General features: G+C 66.9%; 16 protein-coding genes and 1 tRNA gene. 6 read left to right on the top strand and 11 right to left on the bottom strand.

From position 1 onward, the window contains the following. Nucleotides 1–124 precede the first annotated feature (124 nt). Both ACP7AI_RS02045 and ACP7AI_RS02040 read left to right on the top strand, forming a co-directional pair. A complete protein-coding gene (locus ACP7AI_RS02045; protein WP_426163523.1) occupies nucleotides 125–2,380 on the top strand; it encodes a TonB-dependent receptor in 2,256 nt (751 codons plus the stop codon). Between the two features lie 5 nt (nucleotides 2,381–2,385). Then, nucleotides 2,386–2,922 carry a VOC family protein gene (locus ACP7AI_RS02040; RefSeq protein WP_426163521.1) on the top strand — a complete coding sequence of 179 codons (537 nt, stop codon included), beginning with the start codon at nucleotides 2,386–2,388 and terminating at the stop codon, nucleotides 2,920–2,922. A 4-nt stretch (nucleotides 2,923–2,926) separates the two neighbouring features. Here ACP7AI_RS02040 and ACP7AI_RS02035 read toward each other — a convergent pair. Together ACP7AI_RS02035 and ACP7AI_RS02030 are read right to left on the bottom strand one after the other, a co-directional pair. Beyond that, nucleotides 2,927–3,003: transfer RNA gene (locus ACP7AI_RS02035), tRNA-Pro, on the bottom strand. Nucleotides 3,004–3,076: 73 nt separating this feature from the next. Continuing rightward, entirely contained in the window at nucleotides 3,077–4,474 is a 1,398-nt protein-coding gene (locus tag ACP7AI_RS02030) for an FAD-binding oxidoreductase (RefSeq protein ID WP_426163519.1), read from the bottom strand. A gap of 62 nt (nucleotides 4,475–4,536) precedes the next feature. Here ACP7AI_RS02030 and ACP7AI_RS02025 point away from each other — a divergent pair, with 62 nt between their 5' ends. Then, the gene (locus ACP7AI_RS02025) at nucleotides 4,537–5,235 is read left to right on the top strand and encodes a type I pantothenate kinase (protein WP_426163517.1); all 699 of its coding nucleotides are present in this window, start codon (nucleotides 4,537–4,539) and stop codon (nucleotides 5,233–5,235) included. Between the two features lie 2 nt (nucleotides 5,236–5,237). Here the strand turns inward: ACP7AI_RS02025 and ACP7AI_RS02020 are convergent, their stop codons facing one another. Continuing rightward, nucleotides 5,238–7,577 carry a transketolase gene (locus ACP7AI_RS02020; RefSeq protein ID WP_426163515.1) on the bottom strand — a complete coding sequence of 780 codons (2,340 nt, stop codon included), beginning with the start codon at nucleotides 7,575–7,577 and terminating at the stop codon, nucleotides 5,238–5,240. A gap of 23 nt (nucleotides 7,578–7,600) precedes the next feature. Next, a complete protein-coding gene (locus tag ACP7AI_RS02015) occupies nucleotides 7,601–8,791 on the bottom strand; it encodes a JmjC domain-containing protein (RefSeq protein WP_426163513.1) in 1,191 nt (396 codons plus the stop codon). Between ACP7AI_RS02015 and ACP7AI_RS02010 the strand changes: the two genes are divergently transcribed. Together ACP7AI_RS02010 and ACP7AI_RS02005 are read left to right on the top strand one after the other, a co-directional pair. Next, nucleotides 8,790–9,476: a glutathione S-transferase family protein gene (locus ACP7AI_RS02010; RefSeq protein WP_426163511.1), complete on the top strand. Its 687-nt coding sequence runs from the start codon at nucleotides 8,790–8,792 to the stop codon at nucleotides 9,474–9,476. The genes ACP7AI_RS02015 and ACP7AI_RS02010 overlap by 2 nt on opposite strands. Then, the gene (locus ACP7AI_RS02005) at nucleotides 9,473–10,321 is read left to right on the top strand and encodes a TauD/TfdA dioxygenase family protein (RefSeq protein WP_426163509.1); all 849 of its coding nucleotides are present in this window, start codon (nucleotides 9,473–9,475) and stop codon (nucleotides 10,319–10,321) included. The genes ACP7AI_RS02010 and ACP7AI_RS02005 overlap by 4 nt, the downstream gene beginning before the upstream one ends. Here the strand turns inward: ACP7AI_RS02005 and ACP7AI_RS02000 are convergent, their stop codons facing one another. Continuing rightward, nucleotides 10,322–10,675 (bottom strand): YbaN family protein, encoded by a 354-nt coding sequence (locus ACP7AI_RS02000; RefSeq protein WP_426163507.1) that lies wholly within the window; start codon nucleotides 10,673–10,675, stop codon nucleotides 10,322–10,324. Between the two features lie 179 nt (nucleotides 10,676–10,854). Between ACP7AI_RS02000 and ACP7AI_RS01995 the strand changes: the two genes are divergently transcribed. Continuing rightward, complete coding sequence (locus ACP7AI_RS01995) at nucleotides 10,855–12,261, top strand: PucC family protein (RefSeq protein WP_426163505.1); 1,407 nt, start codon at nucleotides 10,855–10,857, stop codon at nucleotides 12,259–12,261. Nucleotides 12,262–12,369: 108 nt separating this feature from the next. Here ACP7AI_RS01995 and ACP7AI_RS01990 read toward each other — a convergent pair whose 3' ends face one another. The 6 genes from ACP7AI_RS01990 to tpiA all read right to left on the bottom strand — a co-directional run bounded on the left by ACP7AI_RS01990 (nucleotide 12,370) and on the right by tpiA (nucleotide 17,256). Further along, nucleotides 12,370–12,570, bottom strand: a complete 201-nt coding sequence (locus ACP7AI_RS01990) for a light-harvesting protein (RefSeq protein ID WP_426163503.1) — start codon at nucleotides 12,568–12,570, stop codon at nucleotides 12,370–12,372. A 14-nt stretch (nucleotides 12,571–12,584) separates the two neighbouring features. Continuing rightward, nucleotides 12,585–12,740: a light-harvesting protein gene (locus ACP7AI_RS01985; RefSeq protein ID WP_426163501.1), complete on the bottom strand. Its 156-nt coding sequence runs from the start codon at nucleotides 12,738–12,740 to the stop codon at nucleotides 12,585–12,587. Nucleotides 12,741–13,046: 306 nt separating this feature from the next. Beyond that, complete coding sequence (locus ACP7AI_RS01980; RefSeq protein ID WP_426163499.1) at nucleotides 13,047–14,675, bottom strand: CTP synthase; 1,629 nt, start codon at nucleotides 14,673–14,675, stop codon at nucleotides 13,047–13,049. A 76-nt stretch (nucleotides 14,676–14,751) separates the two neighbouring features. Next, nucleotides 14,752–16,020 carry an MFS transporter gene (locus tag ACP7AI_RS01975; RefSeq protein WP_426163497.1) on the bottom strand — a complete coding sequence of 423 codons (1,269 nt, stop codon included), beginning with the start codon at nucleotides 16,018–16,020 and terminating at the stop codon, nucleotides 14,752–14,754. A gap of 3 nt (nucleotides 16,021–16,023) precedes the next feature. Continuing rightward, entirely contained in the window at nucleotides 16,024–16,446 is a 423-nt protein-coding gene (gene secG, locus ACP7AI_RS01970) for a preprotein translocase subunit SecG (RefSeq protein ID WP_426163495.1), read from the bottom strand. 90 nt (nucleotides 16,447–16,536) lie between these two features. Then, nucleotides 16,537–17,256 (bottom strand): triose-phosphate isomerase, encoded by a 720-nt coding sequence (gene tpiA / locus ACP7AI_RS01965; protein ID WP_426163493.1) that lies wholly within the window; start codon nucleotides 17,254–17,256, stop codon nucleotides 16,537–16,539. Between the last annotated feature and the right edge of the window lie 25 nt (nucleotides 17,257–17,281).

The raw sequence follows: 17,281 nt of genomic DNA, 5'->3' as shown, positions 1-17,281 counted from the left end.
TCAATGCAAACCCGACGGCTTTCGGGACGGGATACCTGACGTATGTGCCAATATTGACAGTCGTTGCATAATACCTGAACTTTCGGCCCAACCGCAGCGAAATGCGGGTTGGGAAGGATCAGATATGCAAAATCGGGGGCTGATCGGCCACACCAGCCATGTCGCCATGGCGGCAGCACTGGCATTTGCAACGCCAGCGCTGGCGCAACAGCCATCGACGGCGGCCAGTCCGCAGATCACGGCAGCGGAGACCGGCAGCAGCGATGCGCCGGAAATCATCGTGACGGCGCGCCAGCGGTCCGAAACCCTGTCGACGACGCCGGTCTCGGTAACCGCCATCTCCCCGATCACCCTCGCCGCGGTCAACGCCCGCACCATCCAGGACGTCGCCGGCATGGCGCCCAACGTGCTGATCCAGCCGGTCGGCGCCGGGCCCAGCGCGGCGGCCATTTCGATCCGCGGCATTTCCTTCGCCGATATCGAAAAATCCTTCGATCCGGCGGTCGGCGTGCTGATCGACGGCGTCTTCATCGGCACCAATACCGGCCAGCTGCTCGACTTCTTCGACATCGCCAGCATCGAGGTGCTGCGCGGGCCGCAGGGCACCCTGTTCGGCCGCAACACCATCGGCGGCGTCATCAACATCCGCCGCTCGCGCCCGACGCTGGAGTTCGGCGGCAAGGTCGAGTTGACTGTCGCCAACTATGGCGTGTTCCAGGCGCGCGGCCTGCTGAATGTGCCGATCATCAAGGATGTGCTCGGGGTCAAGCTGTTCGGCTTCCATGCCGAAACCAACGGCTTCTACCGCAACGTCACTCGCAATCGCGACGAGCCCAGTGGCTCGTCCTGGAATTATGGCGCCGCCATATTGTTCACGCCGTCGCCATCATTCGATGCCCTGCTGACGCTCGAGCGGCAGACCGAGAACGCCCATACGGTCAATTCGGCGTCAAGCACCACGGGTGACCTTGTCTGCCTCGTGGCGCCGGCCAACCAGTGCAATCTCGACAACCGTGATTCGCTCTACACCACCTATACCCAGTTCCCGAACTTCACGACCTATCGCTCCCCCGCGGCGACGCTCGAGATGAACTACAGCATCTCCGACGATTTCAAGCTGACGTCGATAACCGGCTGGCGCAAGAACGACGAAGTGTTCCGCCAGGATTTCGACGGCACCTCGATCCCGTTCTACGAAACCATCCGTGACCAATATTATCGCCAGATCACGCAAGAGTTTCGCCTGGGCGGCAAGGTCAGCGAAAGTCTCGATTTCGTCGCCGGCCTCTATTATTTCAACAGCAAGTACAGGAACCACCAGACGACGTTCCTGGGGCCCATCCTCGGCGGCGCCACAGCGCAGCAGTTCGCCGAGCAGGAGTCCAAATCCTATGCCGCCTATGCCGATGTGAACTGGGCCTTCGCACCGCGTTTTCGTGCCACGTTCGGCGGCCGCTATACCAAGGACGAAAAGAGCTTCAGCAACACCTTTCCCGGCGCCTTCAGCGTCGCCGCGGACCAGAGCTGGTCCAAATTCACCCCGAAAGTCTCGCTGGATTTCAGGCCCAATGACGACCTGATGGTCTATGCCTCCTTCTCGCGCGGCTATCGCGCCGGCGGCTTCAACGGCCGCGCAACGTCAATTTCGACTTCGCAGACCGCCTATGATCCGGAAACCGTGAGCAGCTATGAAATGGGCCTGAAAACCCAGCTGTTCGACCGCACGGTGCAGTTCAACGTCGCCGGCTTCTACACGAAATATGACAACAAGCAGGAAGGCATCATCCGCCGCACGCCGCCGGGTTCGCCGAACACCAACGAAACCGTCGTTGCGAACGTCGCCTCGGCAACGATCAAGGGCATCGAGGCCGACGTGACCGCGCGCCCGGTCCGCGGCCTGACGCTCAATGCCTCGGCGGGGTACCTGAAATCGGACTATGATTCGTTCAACACGCTCAACCCGTTGACGCTGGCGCCGATCGACCTGTCCGGCCTGTCGCTGACCTTCAACCCGTCCTTCACCGCCTCGGCCAGCGCGAGTTATGCGATCGAGACGTCGCTGGGCGACGTCACCCTGTCGGCGAACTATCGTCATATCGCGCGCTACTATACCGCGATCACCCCAGATCCCGGCGACCCCAACCCCAACGCGCCAACACAGAACAGTCTCGCCAGCCAAACGCGGCCGCTCAACCAGCTCGACGCCAGCGTGGCGTTCGAGCCGGTCATCGCCGGCGTGAAGACCCGCCTTAACCTCTATGTCCGCAACCTGCTCGATATCCGCGGCCTCTCGGCGAACACCATCGTGCCGGGCCTGTTCAAGACGGGTTCGGGCCGTGAGCCGCGGACCTATGGCGCGTCGTTCGGCATTACCTTCTGACGGTGATGCCGGACGCCCCGGCCCTGCCGCTGGCGTTCGTCCAGAATTGCTATGTGGTCGACGATCTCGAAGCGGCGGTGGAGGCCATGCACCGCCGCTTCGGCATCGGGCCCTTTGTGGGCGGCGGCATCGGCGAGCTCGATAATCACGTCTATCGCGGCCAACCCGCAGCGCCGATCCGTATGCGGGGCGTCTTCGTCCAGTCAGGGGATCTCAATATCGAGCTGGTCCAGATCCTGTCGGACGGCCCCTGCGCCTTTACCGACATGTATCCTCGTGGCCGACAGGGCCTGCACCATGCCGCGATCTTCTGCCGGGATTACGAAGCAACCCGCGACCGGCTGGTCGCCGACGGCGCCGCCGTCGCCAGTGAATTCACCGTCTCCTTCGGCGCGACCATCTGCTATGTCGATACCAGGGCAACGCTCGGCCACATGATCGAACTATATCCGGAAAATGCCATCATCCGGGGCATGTATGCCCAGGCGCGCAATGCCGCCGCCAATTGGGACCGCAGGACGCTCATCATCCCTTGGGCGTGATAATTGGTCGGGGAGACAGGATTCGAACCTGCGACCCTCTGGTCCCAAACCAGATGCGCTACCAGGCTGCGCCACTCCCCGAACTGCCGCTGGCCTAGGCGGGGTGCCGCCGGAACGCAAGTGCCGCTGGTATCCGACGCGAAAAAGGGAGACCCTAGCCGGGCAGCATCTTGCCCGGGTTCATGATCCCGCGCGGGTCGAGCGCGGCCTTCAATGACCGCATCACCGCCAGCGCATCGCCATGCTCGGCCGCCATCACGCCCATTTTGTGCAGGCCGACGCCGTGTTCGCCGCTGATCGTGCCGCCCATCGCCAGCGACCGGCGGGCAATGCCGTCGGCCAGCCTCTCGGCGCGGGCGCGCTCGTCAGCATCGGCAGGATCGAACAGCACCAGCATGTGGAAATTGCCGTCGCCGACATGGCCGACGACCGGCGCGACCAGGCCGAGCGCCTCCGCCTCCGCCGTGGTTTCGAGGATGCACTCGGCAAGGCGCGAAATCGGCACGCAGGCATCGGTGGCAAAGGTTTCGCAACCCGGCCGCAGGCTGCGCGCCGCCCAATAGGCGTTGTGCCGTGCGGTCGATAAGGCCGTGCGCTCCTCCTGGGCCCGCGCCCAGCGCAGCGCACCGCCGCCGTGCGTCGCGGCCACGTCGCCGACCTGCACGACCTGTTCGTCGACGCCGGCCGGCGCACCGTGAAATTCGAGGAACAGCGTCGGCACCGCGGCCAACCCTTCAAGCTTCGAATAACCGATACACGCCCGCATCTGCAGTGCGTCGAGCAGTTCGATGCGGGCGAGCGGGATGCCGAGCTGCAGGATCGCGACGACCGCATCGATGGCACCGCCCAAGCTGTCGAACTGGCAGACCGCGGCGGCGATGGTTTCGGGAATGCCGAACAGCCGCAGCTGCAATTCGGTGATGACGCCGAGCGTGCCCTCGCTGCCGACATAGAGCCGCGTCAGGTCATAGCCGGCGGACGACTTGCGCGCCCGGCCGCCGGTGCGGATGATGCTGCCGTCCGGGGTGACGACGGTGAGGCCCAGGGTGACCTCGCGCATCGTGCCGTAGCGTACCGCGTTGGTGCCGCTGGCGCGCGTCGCCGCCATGCCGCCCAGCGTCGCATTGGCGCCGGGATCCAGCGGGAAGAACAACCCTTCGGATTTTAGATGGGCGTTGAGCGCCTCGCGCGTCACCCCGGCTTCGACGCGGCAATCAAGGTCGGCGGCGCTGGTCGACAACACCCGGTCCATCGCCGAAAGGTCGAGGCTGATGCCACCATGCAGCGCCTGGATCTGGCCCTCGAGCGAGCTGCCAACGCCGAACGGGATCACCGGCACCCGGGTGTCATTGCAGATCGCGACGACAGCGCTGACCTCGGCGGTCGACTGCGCCAGCACGACCGCGGCGGGTGGCATGATGTCGTGCAGCCCCTCCCCGCGGCCATGGGCATCGCGGATGGCCGCGCCGGTCTGCACCCGATCACCAAAGCGGTCGCGCAGCCTGGCAATGGCGGCGCCGGCATCGACGGGCACGGGGCGTTCGATCAGCATCGCGGGAGCATGGCGCAGCCGGGGGCGTTGCCGCAAGGCCCTGGCTGCCATAGCGTGGCACAATGGCCCAGCCGATCACCGCTGCCGACCTTGCCGGCCGCCTTGCCGCCGCCGCGCGGCCGGGTGATGTCCATGTCGTCGGGCTGACCGGTTCGGTCGCCGCGGGCAAGTCGACGTTGGCAAACCAGATTGCCGATGCGCTGGCGCCGACGCACCGCGTCGAAGTGGTGTCGACCGACGGCTGGCTGCTGCCCAATGCGGTGCTCGATGCGCGCGGGCTGACGCTGAAAAAGGGCTGTCCCGAAAGCTATGACGCCGCGGCGCTGATGGCGCTGCCGGCGGCGATCCGGCGCGGGCCGGTGACCGTGCCGGGCTATTCGCACATCATCTACGACGTCGATCCGGCGCTGGCGCGGACGATCGAACCGCCCGACCTGCTGGTCCTGGAGGGGCTGGGCTTTGCCGGGCCGGTGGCGGGCGCTGTCGACACGCTCGTCTATCTCGACGCCGCCGAGGCCGATCTCGAACACTGGTTCCTCGCGCGCTTCATGGCCTTCTGGCACGCGGCGGCCGACGATCCGACCAGCTTCTATGCCCGGTTCCGCAACATGGACGAGGCCGGCGCGCGCGATTTCGGACGGATGGTCTGGCAGACGATCAACCTGCCGAACCTGCGGGAGCATATCGCGCCGGTTGCAGCGCGGGCTGATGTTCTGGTCGCGAAAGGCCGAGACCATATGCTGGCGCTGGTCCGCGGCTAGGATCAGCGCTCGATCAACGCGTCCGCCATGGCCGCGATGATCGCATCGGCATCCAGCCGATACTCCCGATACAGATCTGGCAGGTCCCCCGTCTGGCCGAAGCGATCGACCCCCAGCGGCACCACCCGCTGCCCGCGCACCCCGCCCAGCCACGACAGCGCCGCCGGTGACCCGTCGAGCAGCGTCACGAGCCGCGCCTGCGCCGGCAGCGCCGCGAGCAGCGTCTCGACATGCGATGCCACCGCGGGTCCCGACCAGCGCCCGGCGCCCGCCGCGCTCCACCCACGATGCAGCAGGTCCGGCGACGTGACGCTGAGCAGCCCCAGCCCCGGCACGTCGTGATGCAGCTCCTCCCAGGCCTGTAGCGCCTCGGGCATCAGCGCGCCCATCGCCACGATCGCCGCCTCGGCGCCCGACCCCGGCGGCTTCAGCCAATAGCCGCCCGCAATGCTGCCGGCCCGCCAGCCATTGTCCTCGCGCGCCGGCTGGACGATGTTGCGGGTCGTTAGCCGCAGATAGACGCTACCGCCGTTTACCGCCTGCAGATGGCCGAACGACCAGTGCATCAGCGCGGCGAGTTCATCGGCGTAGGCCGGCTCGAACATCGTCAGCCCGGGCTGACCCATGGCGATCAGCGGCGGATTGATCGACTGATGCGCGCCCCCCTCTGGCGCCAGCGTCACACCGCTCGGCGTCGCCACCAGCAGGAACCGCGCATCCTGGTAGCAGCCGTAATTCAGCGCATCGAGGCCGCGGGCAATGAACGGATCATAGACTGTGCCGACCGGCAGCAGCCGCGTGCCGAACAGCGGCGCTGCCAGCCCGGCAGCCGCCAGCATCAGGAACAGGTTATTCTCGGCAATGCCCAGTTCGACATGCTGCCCGGCGGCGTCGCCGCTCCATTTCTGCGGGCTCGGGATCTTCGCCGCGCGGAACACATCGGCGAGCGCGCTGCGCCGGAATAGCCCCCGCGCGTTGACCCAGGGCCCGAGGTTGGTGGACACGGTGACATCGGGTGACGTGGTGACGATCGCATCGGCGAGCGGCCCGCCGGCCTTGGCGATCTCTAGCAGCACCCGGCCGAACGCCGCCTGGGTCGATTGCTCCTCGCCCTCCGGCGCCGGGATCGCCGGCACCGGCACCGCGTCGAAGCCACGGTCGCGCGGCAGCCGCGCCGCCGGCGATGCCGCGACGAACGCCTGCAATGCCGCCGCCTGGTTGTCGCCCAGCCCCGCCCAGGGCGCCCATTCCTGCCCCTCAGCAATCCCCAGCGAATCGCGCAGCGTCGCCATCTGCGGGGCGTTCATCTGGCCGGCGTGATTGTCCTTGTGCCCGGCCAGCGGCAGGCCCTTGCCCTTGACGGTGTAGGCGATGATCAGCGCCGGCCGGTCACTCGCCGCCGCCTCGGCATAGGCGCCGAGCAGCGAGGCGACGCAATGGCCGCCAAGGTCGGTCATCAGCCGCGCGAGTTCGTCATCGTCCCGCCGCGCCAGCAGCGCCGCCACGCCGCGCTTCCCCCCGATATCGGCAGTCAGCCGCGCCCGCCAGGCGCCGCCGCCCTGATAGGTCAGCGCAGCGTAATCGACGTTGGGACAGCTATCGATCCACTGCTCCAGCGCCGCGCCGCCGGGTTCGGCGAACGCTGCCTTCTGCCGGCGGCCATGCTTCAGCGTGATGACGCGCCAGCCGCAGGTTTCGAAGATGTCGTCGAAGCGCCGGAACATCCGGTCGGCAGTAGTATGGTCGAGCGACTGGCGGTTATAATCGACGATCCACCAGCAGTTGCGGATGTCGTGCTTGTAGCCTTCGATCAGGCATTCATAGATGTTGCCCTCGTCGAGTTCGGCATCGCCCATCAGCGCGATCATGCGGCCGGCCTCGTCCTCGGGCAGCCGGCCATGGGCAATCAGATAATCCTGCACCAGCGAGGCAAAGGCGGTGACCACGACGCCCAGCCCGACGCTGCCGGTGGAAAAATCGACCGGGATCACGTCCTTGGTCCGGCTAGGATAGCTCTGCACGCCCTTGAAGCCGCGGAAGTTCTGCAGCTTTTCCAGCGGTTCGTTGCCGAGCATATAGTGGATGGCATGCAGCAACGGCCCGGCGTGCGGCTTGACCGCCACCCGGTCATTGGGCCCCAGCCCGGCGAAATAGAGGCTCGCCATGATCGTCGACATCGACGCACAGCTGGCCTGGTGACCGCCAACCTTCACGCCATCGCGGCTGGGCCGCAGATGATTGGCATTGTGGATCATCCACGCCGACAGCCAGCGCAGCCGATCGTCGAGCCGCTCGATCATCGCGATCGTGTCGGTGTCGGTCTTGATGGCGGTTTCGATCATGAAATCTCCGTGCGTCCGAACGCTCATTGCAGCTGCGGCGTGTAACGCTGGACCAGCCCCTCGCGTTCGAGCAGGGCGATCAGCGCGGCGCGCTCCGGTGCCGGCACATGCGGGTAGCGGGCGCCGAGCTCGATATCGGAAAATGCCGGTCGCGACAGCGCATATTCGGCAGGCGCAAAAGCGAGGCCCAGCGGCAGCTGCCCGCGCGCGGTCACCAGCACCGCGCCGGCGGCGAGATGGCGCACCGTCGCCGCCCGGTCGGTGCGGGCATAGGAGGCGAGGGCCGGCGGGTTCGGCAGGCGCACCGTGTGCGGGTGCCCATGCCGCGAACGCTGGGCATCGATCACCATGTCGCGAAAACCGGGGCTGCCGACGATGCCGGCCAGCGCCTCCGCAATGTCCGCCAGATGCACGTCGAGCGCTGCCGGATCGGTGCGGCCATCGGGCAGATAGGCGCGTAGCAGGCTGTCGCGCAGCGCCGCCTCGCCCAGCAGTTTCAGCACCCCCTCGCCCGAATGCGGCGCCAGCGCAAAGGTGACATGCAGCGACGCGCCATCGGTCGCCAGCGCATCGTGATAGGTGCCGCGCGGCAGGTACAGCAGGTCGCCGGGCTGCATGGCGATGGTCGCCGCCAGCCGGCCGCGGGCCGCGTCGATCACGGCCTGCGCCTCCGGCCCGCCGGTGGCCAGCGGCACCACCGGGTTGTCGGCGCGGTTGGCATAAAGATTCCAGCGCTTCACGCCCGCACATTGCACCGCGATGACGTCATGCAGGTCGTAATGGGTGGCAAAGCCCTGCACGCCGGCAAAGGACGCATAGATGTTGGCGTTGGTGAGCGCCGCGAACTCGGCCCCCAGCGTTTCGACGACGGTGCGCAGTTCCGGCGCGATGCGATCGACGTCGTTGGCGACCAGCGTCGCCCCCATGGCGAGGAAATGCTCGACCTTGGCCGGATTGGCGCGGCGCACCGGGCCCGCAGACGTCGGCACCTCGTCCATATAGAATTGCGGGCCGATCGGGCTGCGATTGAGGATCAGCGTGATGTTGCCCTCGGTCCAGTGCGGCGCGATGGCGAGCAGTTCCGACAGGCGCGACCAGGCGAAGGGCAGTCGCGCCGCGGCGCCGTCGGCCGGCACATGGCAGGGCTTGCGACCGAGGAACTCGGCGCGAAAACGGTCGATCGTCAGGGGAGCAAACAGCGCGGCGGGATCCATGATGTTTCATACCGGCGCGCGGCCGCGCATTGCAACGCGCCGCATCACCGCTATGCAGGACAAAACAGGGGAGATGATGGCGATGATGCTGTGGACCGCGGCCGATCCGGCCCCCAATCCGCGCCGAGTGCGGCTGTTCCTGCAGGCGAAGGGGCTGGAGCTGCCGGCGACCGACCTGTCGCTCATCAAGCGCGAGCATAAATCCGACGCCGTGATGGCGCTCAACCCGCGCGGCCAGGTACCGTTCCTCGAACTGGACGACGGCACGGTGCTCGCCGAAACCATCAGCATCTGCCGCTATCTCGACGAACTTCACCCGGAGCCGCCGCTGCTCGGCACGACCGCGCTCGAACGTGCCGAAACCGACATGTGGATTCGCCGCGCCGAAAACGTCCTCGGCACGCCGATAAGCCTCGCCTGGCAGCACGGCCATCCGTTCACCGCCAAGCTCGTCCAGCAAATCCCGGCGATGGGAGAACAAGCGCGCGGCAATGCGCAGACCGCCTTCGCCTGGTTCGACGGCCAGCTGCAGGAACGGCCGTGGCTCGCCGGCACGCGCTTCACGCTTGCCGACATCGCGCTGCTGACCATCGTCGATTTCGCCGGCTGGATCGACATCAAGCCACCCGAAGCACTGACGGCGCTCGCCGACTGGCACGCGCGGGCAACGGCGCGGGTCGCATGATCGTAAGCGCGCAGCCGTCGGGCTTTGGCGCCACCGTCACTGGCGTCGACCTGTCACGGCCGCTGCCGCCCGAGGATCTGGCGGCGATCCGGGCAGCCTGGGCGGCCCATGCCGTGCTGTCGTTCCCGGGCCAGCCGCTGACGCTGGACGCGCAGGAGGCGCTGACCCTGCAGTTCGGCGACTTCGGGGAGGACCCGTTCATCAAGCCCCTGCCCGGCCGCCCGCACATCCTCGAGTTGCGCCGCGAGGCCGACGAGACGGCCCCCAATTTCGGCGCCGGCTGGCACAGCGACTGGAGCTTCCAGCCGCAGCCGCCAGCAGCGACGATCCTCCACGGCAAGGTCATCCCGCCCATCGGCGGCGACACGCTGTTCGCGGATTGCGCCGCCGCCTATGATTCACTGTCCCCCGCCTTCCAGCGGCTATGTGACAGCCTCACCGCGCTGCATTCGGCGCGGCTGCCCTATGGCCGCGACGGCGTCTATGCCAACGAGACCGCCAGCCGCACCATGACGATCATCACCGGCGAGGCCGCCGAGGCGGTGCAAGCGCACCCGCTGGTCCGCGTCCATCCGGCAACCGGGCGGCGGGCGCTCTACTGCTCCCCCGTCTACACCATCGGCATCGAGGGCATGACCCGCGACGAAGGTTATGCCATCCTCGGTCATCTGTTCCAGCGCATTATCGAACCACAGTTCCTGTTCCGCCACCGCTGGGCACCCGATACGCTGCTGATCTGGGACAATCGCTGCACGCTGCATTTCGCCGAAGGCGGCTATGACGGGCACCTGCGCGTCATGCACCGCACCACCGTCGCGGGCGAAGCGGTCGCCGGCGTCGCCTGATCACGCCTCGGGGCGGCGCCAGATCCAGGCGCCACCGATGATGCCGGCCAGCGCCGGGATCAGCATGTAAGGCCAAGGCGCAAAGATGAAGCCGCTGATCGCCGAGGCGATGAAACCGATCGTCGCCGCCTGCTTGCCGCGCCGGCTGATCGCGCCGCGTTCCCGCCAGCGGACGATATGGGGGCCGAAAACGGGGTGCTCGACAAGCTTTGCCTCCAGCCGCGGACTGCTGCGTGCAAAGCAATAGGCGGCCAGGATGACGAGCGGCACCGTCGGCATGATCGGCAGCACGGCGCCGATGGCGCCCAGCGCCAGCGCGGCAAAACCCGAAACGAGAAACAGATAGCGCCGCATCCTGCAGCGCTACGACGCGAGACGCGCCGCAGCAATGCAGGGCTGCAACCGGGCGGCACACGACGCTGCAGGACAAGCCGCTGTGCAGCCTTGTCAAAGCCGGCGACCCGGTTCAAATCATGCGACGAAAATACACAGGTCACGGTGGGGACAATGACCGGATCGACAGGCATGGCGACATGAGTCGCATCAATGACAAGATGGTATCGGTGGTGCTGCGCTGGGGAACCAGGTTCCTGCCATTTGCCGATGCCGCCAGCGACGACCTGCCGCTCGGCCGCCTGCTGCGTATGTCGCTGCTCCAGGTTTCGGTCGGCATGTCGCTGGTGCTGCTGGTCGGCACGCTGAACCGGGTGATGATCGTTGAACTGAATGTGCCGGCCTCGCTGGTCGGCATCATGCTGGCGCTGCCGCTGCTGTTCGCGCCGTTCCGCGCGCTGATCGGCCACAAATCCGACACCCATGTCTCGGCGCTGGGCTGGCGCCGGGTGCCCTTCATCTTTCGCGGCACGATGGTGCAGTTCGGCGGGCTCGCCCTGATGCCGTTCGCGCTGCTGGTGCTCGCCGGCGCGCTGCAATCGGCCGACGCGCCGGTGTGGATCGGGCGGTTCGCGGCGGCGGTGGCGTTCCTCCTCGTCGGTGCCGGAATCCACATCACCCAGACGGTCGGGCTGGCGCTCGCCACCGACCAGGCGCCGGAAGCGTCGCAGCCCAACGTCGTCGGGTTGATGTACGTCATGCTGCTGCTCGGCATGATCGTCAGCGCGCTGGCGTTCGGTGCCGCGCTCGAAAACTTCACGCCGGGCCGGCTGATCCAGGTGATCTCCACCTCCGCCGTCGTCACCATCGTCCTCAACGTCATCGCGGTCTGGAAACAGGAGGCGCGGCGCCCGTCGCGGCTGTTCGCACCGCCGCCGCAGATCAGTTTTCGCGAGGCCTGGGATCGCTACGCCACCCAGGCCAACGCCATCCGCCGCTTGCTCGCCATCGGCCTCGGCACGCTCGCCTTCAGCATGGAGGATATCCTCCTCGAACCCTATGGCGGCCAGGTCCTGGGGCTCGGCGTCGGCGACACGACCAAGCTGACGGCGACCTTTGCCGGTGGCGGCTTGATCGGCTTTGCCTGGGCCTCGCGCGTGCTCAGCCGCGGCTTCGACCCATTTCGTATGGCCATGATCGGGGCGATGCTGGGTATCCCGTCGTTCCTGCTGGTCATCGCCGCGGCGCCCCAGCAATCGGTGCCGGGCTTTGTGCTGGGCGTGCTGCTCATCGGCTTCAGCGCCGGGCTGTTCGGCCATGGCACCCTGACAGCGACAATGAACGCGGCACCGCGCGAGCAGGTCGGCCTGGCGCTCGGCACCTGGGGCGCCGTGCAGGCGACCGCCGCGGGCGTGGGCGCCGCGCTGGGCGGCATCATGCGGGATGCGGTCACCTCCGCGCCGGGTCGCTATCCCTGGCCGTCGGCGGCGACGGGCTATCTCGCTGTCTACGCGCTGGAAATCGCGCTGCTGGCGGTCACGATCGTGGCGATGATGCCGATGCAGCGTCCCGGCCTGCGCGAGGCGGTGCCGTCGCCGGCGGAATAAGGCAACCGGCGGCGATCATCGCCGGACAGCAAAAAGGGCCGGGATCGTGGATCCCGGCCCTTTCCGTTGCGATGCTGCCGGAGTCGACTTCCGGCGGCTTCAGCAATGTCAGTTGACGGCGACCTGAGTCGACGCCGGAGCGGCGGCCACAGCGGCGGGCTTTGCAGCCCCTTCCCAATAGCCGGCGAACCAGGTCGTGTTGGTCAGGATCGACGCGTGGACCAGCAGTGCGACCACGGCGATCGCCAGGAAGAACAGCGGCAGGCCGACGTTAGGGCTGACATAGCACCAGATTTTGCCTTCATTCATGGTCTATACCCCTCTTACTTCAGCCAAGGCGTCAGCAGGAACGCCAGGATGTGGGCGAACACTGCGATCGCCAGGAAGATGCGGCTGCCCCACATCAGTCCGGCCTGGATTTCGGTTGCTTCCTTGACGGTCAACCCGGTCGGGTAAACCCTTTCGTTATCGTCTGCCATGGCATTCCCTTTCAGACACTTGCGACGTAAGCCGTGCAGCCGGTGTCTAGACCCACCTGCATGACCGGAACGGAGAACCTCGCGACGCTCCGTCCTGCGACACACGAGCATCAAGCGTCTTGGAGCCTACTCTGCCCCAGAGACTTTCCCCGTGTAGTGTCATTCTATCGTTACACTCGTATGTGTCAATCTGTCGCGACACTTGCTGCAGTGCGAATTTTCGGGCCCTTGCGGAGTGAAGATAGCTGGACCGCCCCGCCCCGGCATCCGGTGCAGGCCATGTCCGATGCAGCATATGAAACGGTGCTAGACCAGCCGGCTCTGCCGAACCGCCGCCGCGACAAAGCCTGCGAACAGCGGATGCGGATCGAACGGCTTGGACTTGAGCTCGGGATGGAACTGCACGCCGACGAACCAGGGATGATCCGGCCGCTCGACGATCTCCGGCAGCAGCCCGTCGGGCGACATCCCCGAAAAAATCAGGCCCGATGCTTCCAGCCGTTCACGGTAATGGACATTGACCTCATAGCGATGGCGGTGCCGCTCGCTGATCGCCCGTGCGTCATAGATGCTGGCGGCGACGCTGTTGCCGGCCAGCAGCGCGTCATAGGCGCCAAGCCGCATGGTGCCGCCCAGGTTCCCGCCGGCTTCGCGGACCTGCAGGCCGTCGGCGCTCATCCATTCGGTGATCATGCCGACGACCGGCTCGTCGGTCGGGCCGAACTCGGTGGTCCCGGCGCCGCTCACGCCGGCCTGGTTCCGCGCCGCCTCGATGCAGGCCATCTGCATGCCGAGGCAGATGCCGAAGAACGGCACGTCGCGCTCGCGGGCAAAGCGCACGCTGGCGATCTTGCCCTCCGACCCGCGCTCCCCAAAGCCACCCGGCACAAGGATGCCGTGCATCGGCTCCAGCCGCGCCGCGACATCGGCATTCTCGAACTCCTCGGCGTCGAGCCAGCGGATATTGACCTTGACCTGGTTGGCGATGCCGCCGTGGACGAGCGCCTCGGTCAGCGATTTGTACGCATCCTTCATGCCGGTATATTTGCCGACGACGCCGATGGTGACTTCGCCTTCGGGATTGTGCAGCCGTGCCGAGATCTGCGACCAGCGGGTCACATCGGGCGCCGGCGCATCGGTGATGCCAAAGGCCAACAGCACCTGGTCGTCGAGACCTTCGGCATGATATTGCAGCGGCACGTCGTAGATGCTCGGCGCGTCGAGCGCGGCGATCACCGCTTCCTTCTGCACATTGCAGAACAGCGCGATCTTGGCACGGTCGCTGTCGGGCAGCGGGTGTTCCGACCGGCAGACCAGGACATGCGGCTGGATGCCGATGCCGCGCAGCTCGGCGACGCTGTGCTGGGTCGGCTTGGTCTTCAGTTCACCCGCGGCGGCCAGGTACGGCACCAGCGTGCAGTGGATATAAACGGCGTTGGTGCGGCCGACATCGGCGCTCAACTGCCGTATCGCCTCCAGGAACGGCAGCGATTCGATGTCGCCGACGGTGCCGCCGATCTCGCACAGCACGAAATCGAGGCCATCGGTTTCGGCGCGGGCGAAATGCTTGATCGCATCGGTGACGTGCGGGATGACCTGAACCGTCGCACCCAGAAAATCGCCGCGGCGTTCCTTGGTGATGATGTCCCGATAGACCCGCCCCGAGGTGATGTTGTCGGTCTGCCGCGACGGCACGCCGGTGAAGCGTTCATAGTGCCCGAGGTCGAGATCGGTCTCGGCGCCATCGTCAGTCACATAGACTTCGCCGTGCTGGTACGGCGACATCGTTCCGGGATCGACATTGAGATACGGATCGAACTTGCGGATGCGGACCGTATAGCCACGCGCCTGAAGCAGCGCAGCCAGCGAGGCGGCCATCAGGCCCTTGCCAAGCGAAGAGACCACGCCGCCGGTGATGAAAATAAACCGGGTCATGGGAGGAAAGCCCTAGCCCGGTTTTGGTCGGAGTGGCTAGGGGGTGCGCGATATTGGCTGTGGATAAGGGCTGCGGTCAGTCCTCGATCCGCGAATTCGCCTTGGTATCGGGCAGCAACACCGCCGCGACCAGCGCGATCGCGCACAGCGTCGCGACATACCAGAAAAAGCCGCTTTCAAGCCCCGCCGACTTGAACGCCAGCGCGACATATTCGGCCGACCCCCCGAACACCGCGACACCGACGCCATAAGGCAGGCCGACACCCAGTGCGCGGATGTTGGCGGGGAACATCTCGGCCTTCACCACGCCCGAGATGGCGGTGTAGCAGCTGAGCACCGCCAGCGCCGCCATGATGAGGACAAAGCCCTCCCACCGGCCGCTGGTGCCGCCGATCGCCGTCATCGCCGGTACCGTCAGCAGCGTGCCGCCGATCCCGAAGGCGATCAGCAGCGGCCGTCGGCCGATCCGATCCGACAAGGCGCCGACCGCCGGCTGCAGCGCCGCGTAACCGAGCAGCGCCATCGCCGACACATAGGTCGCATCCGGCTTGGTCCAGCCGGCCGACAGCACGAGGTATTTCTGCATGTAGGTGGTAAAGGTGTAGAATGCGGTGCTGCCGCCGGCAGTCAACGCCAGCACCGTCCACAGCGCCCGCGGATGCGCCAGCAGACGCTTCATCAGCCCCTGATGTTCCTCGGCGGTCACCGCCTTGAAGGCGTTGGTTTCGACCAGCGACCGCCGCAGCCAGAACACCAGCACCGCGCACAATGCACCGATCAGGAACGGCACCCGCCACCCCCAGGCCATCAGCTCCGCCTCGGTCAATCGTGCCTGCATGACGATCAGCAGGCCGAGCGCCAGCAATTGCCCGCCGACGAGGGTCACATATTGGAAACTGGCCAGAAAACCGCGGTTCCGGGCATCGGCGACTTCGGACATGAAGGTCGCCGAGGCGCCATATTCGCCACCGACCGACAGCCCCTGCACCAGCCGCGCCAGCAGCAGAAGCACCGGCGCGAAAATGCCGACCTGGGCATATGTCGGCGCCAGCGCGATCAGCAACGATCCGGCGCACATCATCGCCACCGAAAGCGTCAGCGCTGCCTTCCGACCCTTGCGATCGGCATAGACGCCAAGCAGCCAGCCACCGATCGGCCGCATCAGGAAGCCGACGGCGAACACCGCCGCGGTGCTCAGCGCCTGGGCGAGAGCGTCCCCCTTGGGAAAGAATGCCGGCGCGAAATACAGCGCGAACGCCGAATAGGCGTACCAGTCATACCATTCGACGAGATTGCCTGCCGCGCCGCCGAAAATCTGTCGCCCGCGCGACGGCCGGGCGACCATCGATCAGCGCGCGAGCGGCACGCCGGTGTCGGCCGGGGGGGTGGCGGGCGTCGGTGCGGGCGTGGTCGCCGGCGCCGTCGTGGGTGCGGGCGCGCCGGGCAGACCCGGCAGCGGCCCCGCCGGCAGCGTCGCGGGGTTCTGGACCGGGACCGCCGGGGCGCTGCTGGTGGCCAGGCTGGTATCGAGGCTCTTGGGCTTGTTGGTCCCGGCGGCGAGGACGGCGAGGACGATCGACGACAGGATGAACAGCGTCGCCAACACCGTCGTCGACCGCGTCAGCAAATTGGCCGCGCCGCGTGCCGTCATCAGCCCGCCGCCGGTGCCGCCCCCGATGCCGAGGCCGCCACCTTCCGACCGCTGCAACAGGATGACGCCGACCAGCGCAAGCGCGATAAGGGTGTGGACGACGAGCAGGAAGGTGATCACAGAGACGGAACTTTCACGCAGTGTTGGCGGCGATGTAGCGATGCCAGCCGCGAAGGGCAACCTACTCCCCTCCCGCAAGCGGGAGGGCCGCTAGGCAGCTGCCGCAATCCCCAGGAAACTCGTCGCCGTCAGGCTGGCACCGCCGACCAGCGCGCCGCCGACGTTGGCCTGCCCCAGCAGCAGCGCCGCATTCTCGGGCTTTACCGAGCCGCCGTAAAGAATCCGCACCCCGCGCCCGTTCAGGCCATAGCGGGCCTGCAGCTGCCCGCGAATAAAGCCATGGATTGCCGCGACATCCTCGGGCGTCGGCGTCCGCCCGGTGCCGATCGCCCACACCGGTTCATAGGCGACAACGAGGCCGTCGAGGCTGTCGGGCAGCGACCCCGCCAGCTGCGCGCCGACCACCGCTTCGGCCGTTCCGGCATCACGCTGCGCCTCGGTTTCGCCGACGCAGACGATGATCTGCAGGCCCGCCGCCTGCCCAGCCAGCGCCTTGGCACGGACATCGGCGTCGGTCTCGTGCATGTCGGCCCGCCGCTCGCTGTGGCCGACGATGACGAAGCCGGCACCGAGATCGGCCAGCATCGCCGCCGACACACAGCCGGTATGCGCCCCCGACACCTTGGCGTGGCAATCCTGGCCGCCGATCGATACCGCGCCCGCCGCCACGATCACCGCGCGATCGATCAGCGTGAACGGCGGCGCCACCCACAGGTCGGGCCGACCGCTGCCGGCGATCGCGGCGATTTCGGCCACGGAGTCGCCGAGGCCATTCATCTTCCAGTTCCCGACGATCAGCGATCCTGCCACGATTGTTCCTTCGGCCGTGCAATGG

Origin of the sequence: Sandarakinorhabdus sp. DWP1-3-1 (assembly GCF_049896705.1) — a bacterium.
GTDB lineage: Bacteria > Pseudomonadota > Alphaproteobacteria > Sphingomonadales > Sphingomonadaceae > Sandarakinorhabdus.
Note: the sequence above shows the minus strand (reverse complement) of the source record. Positions and strands in the feature narration are given on the sequence as shown.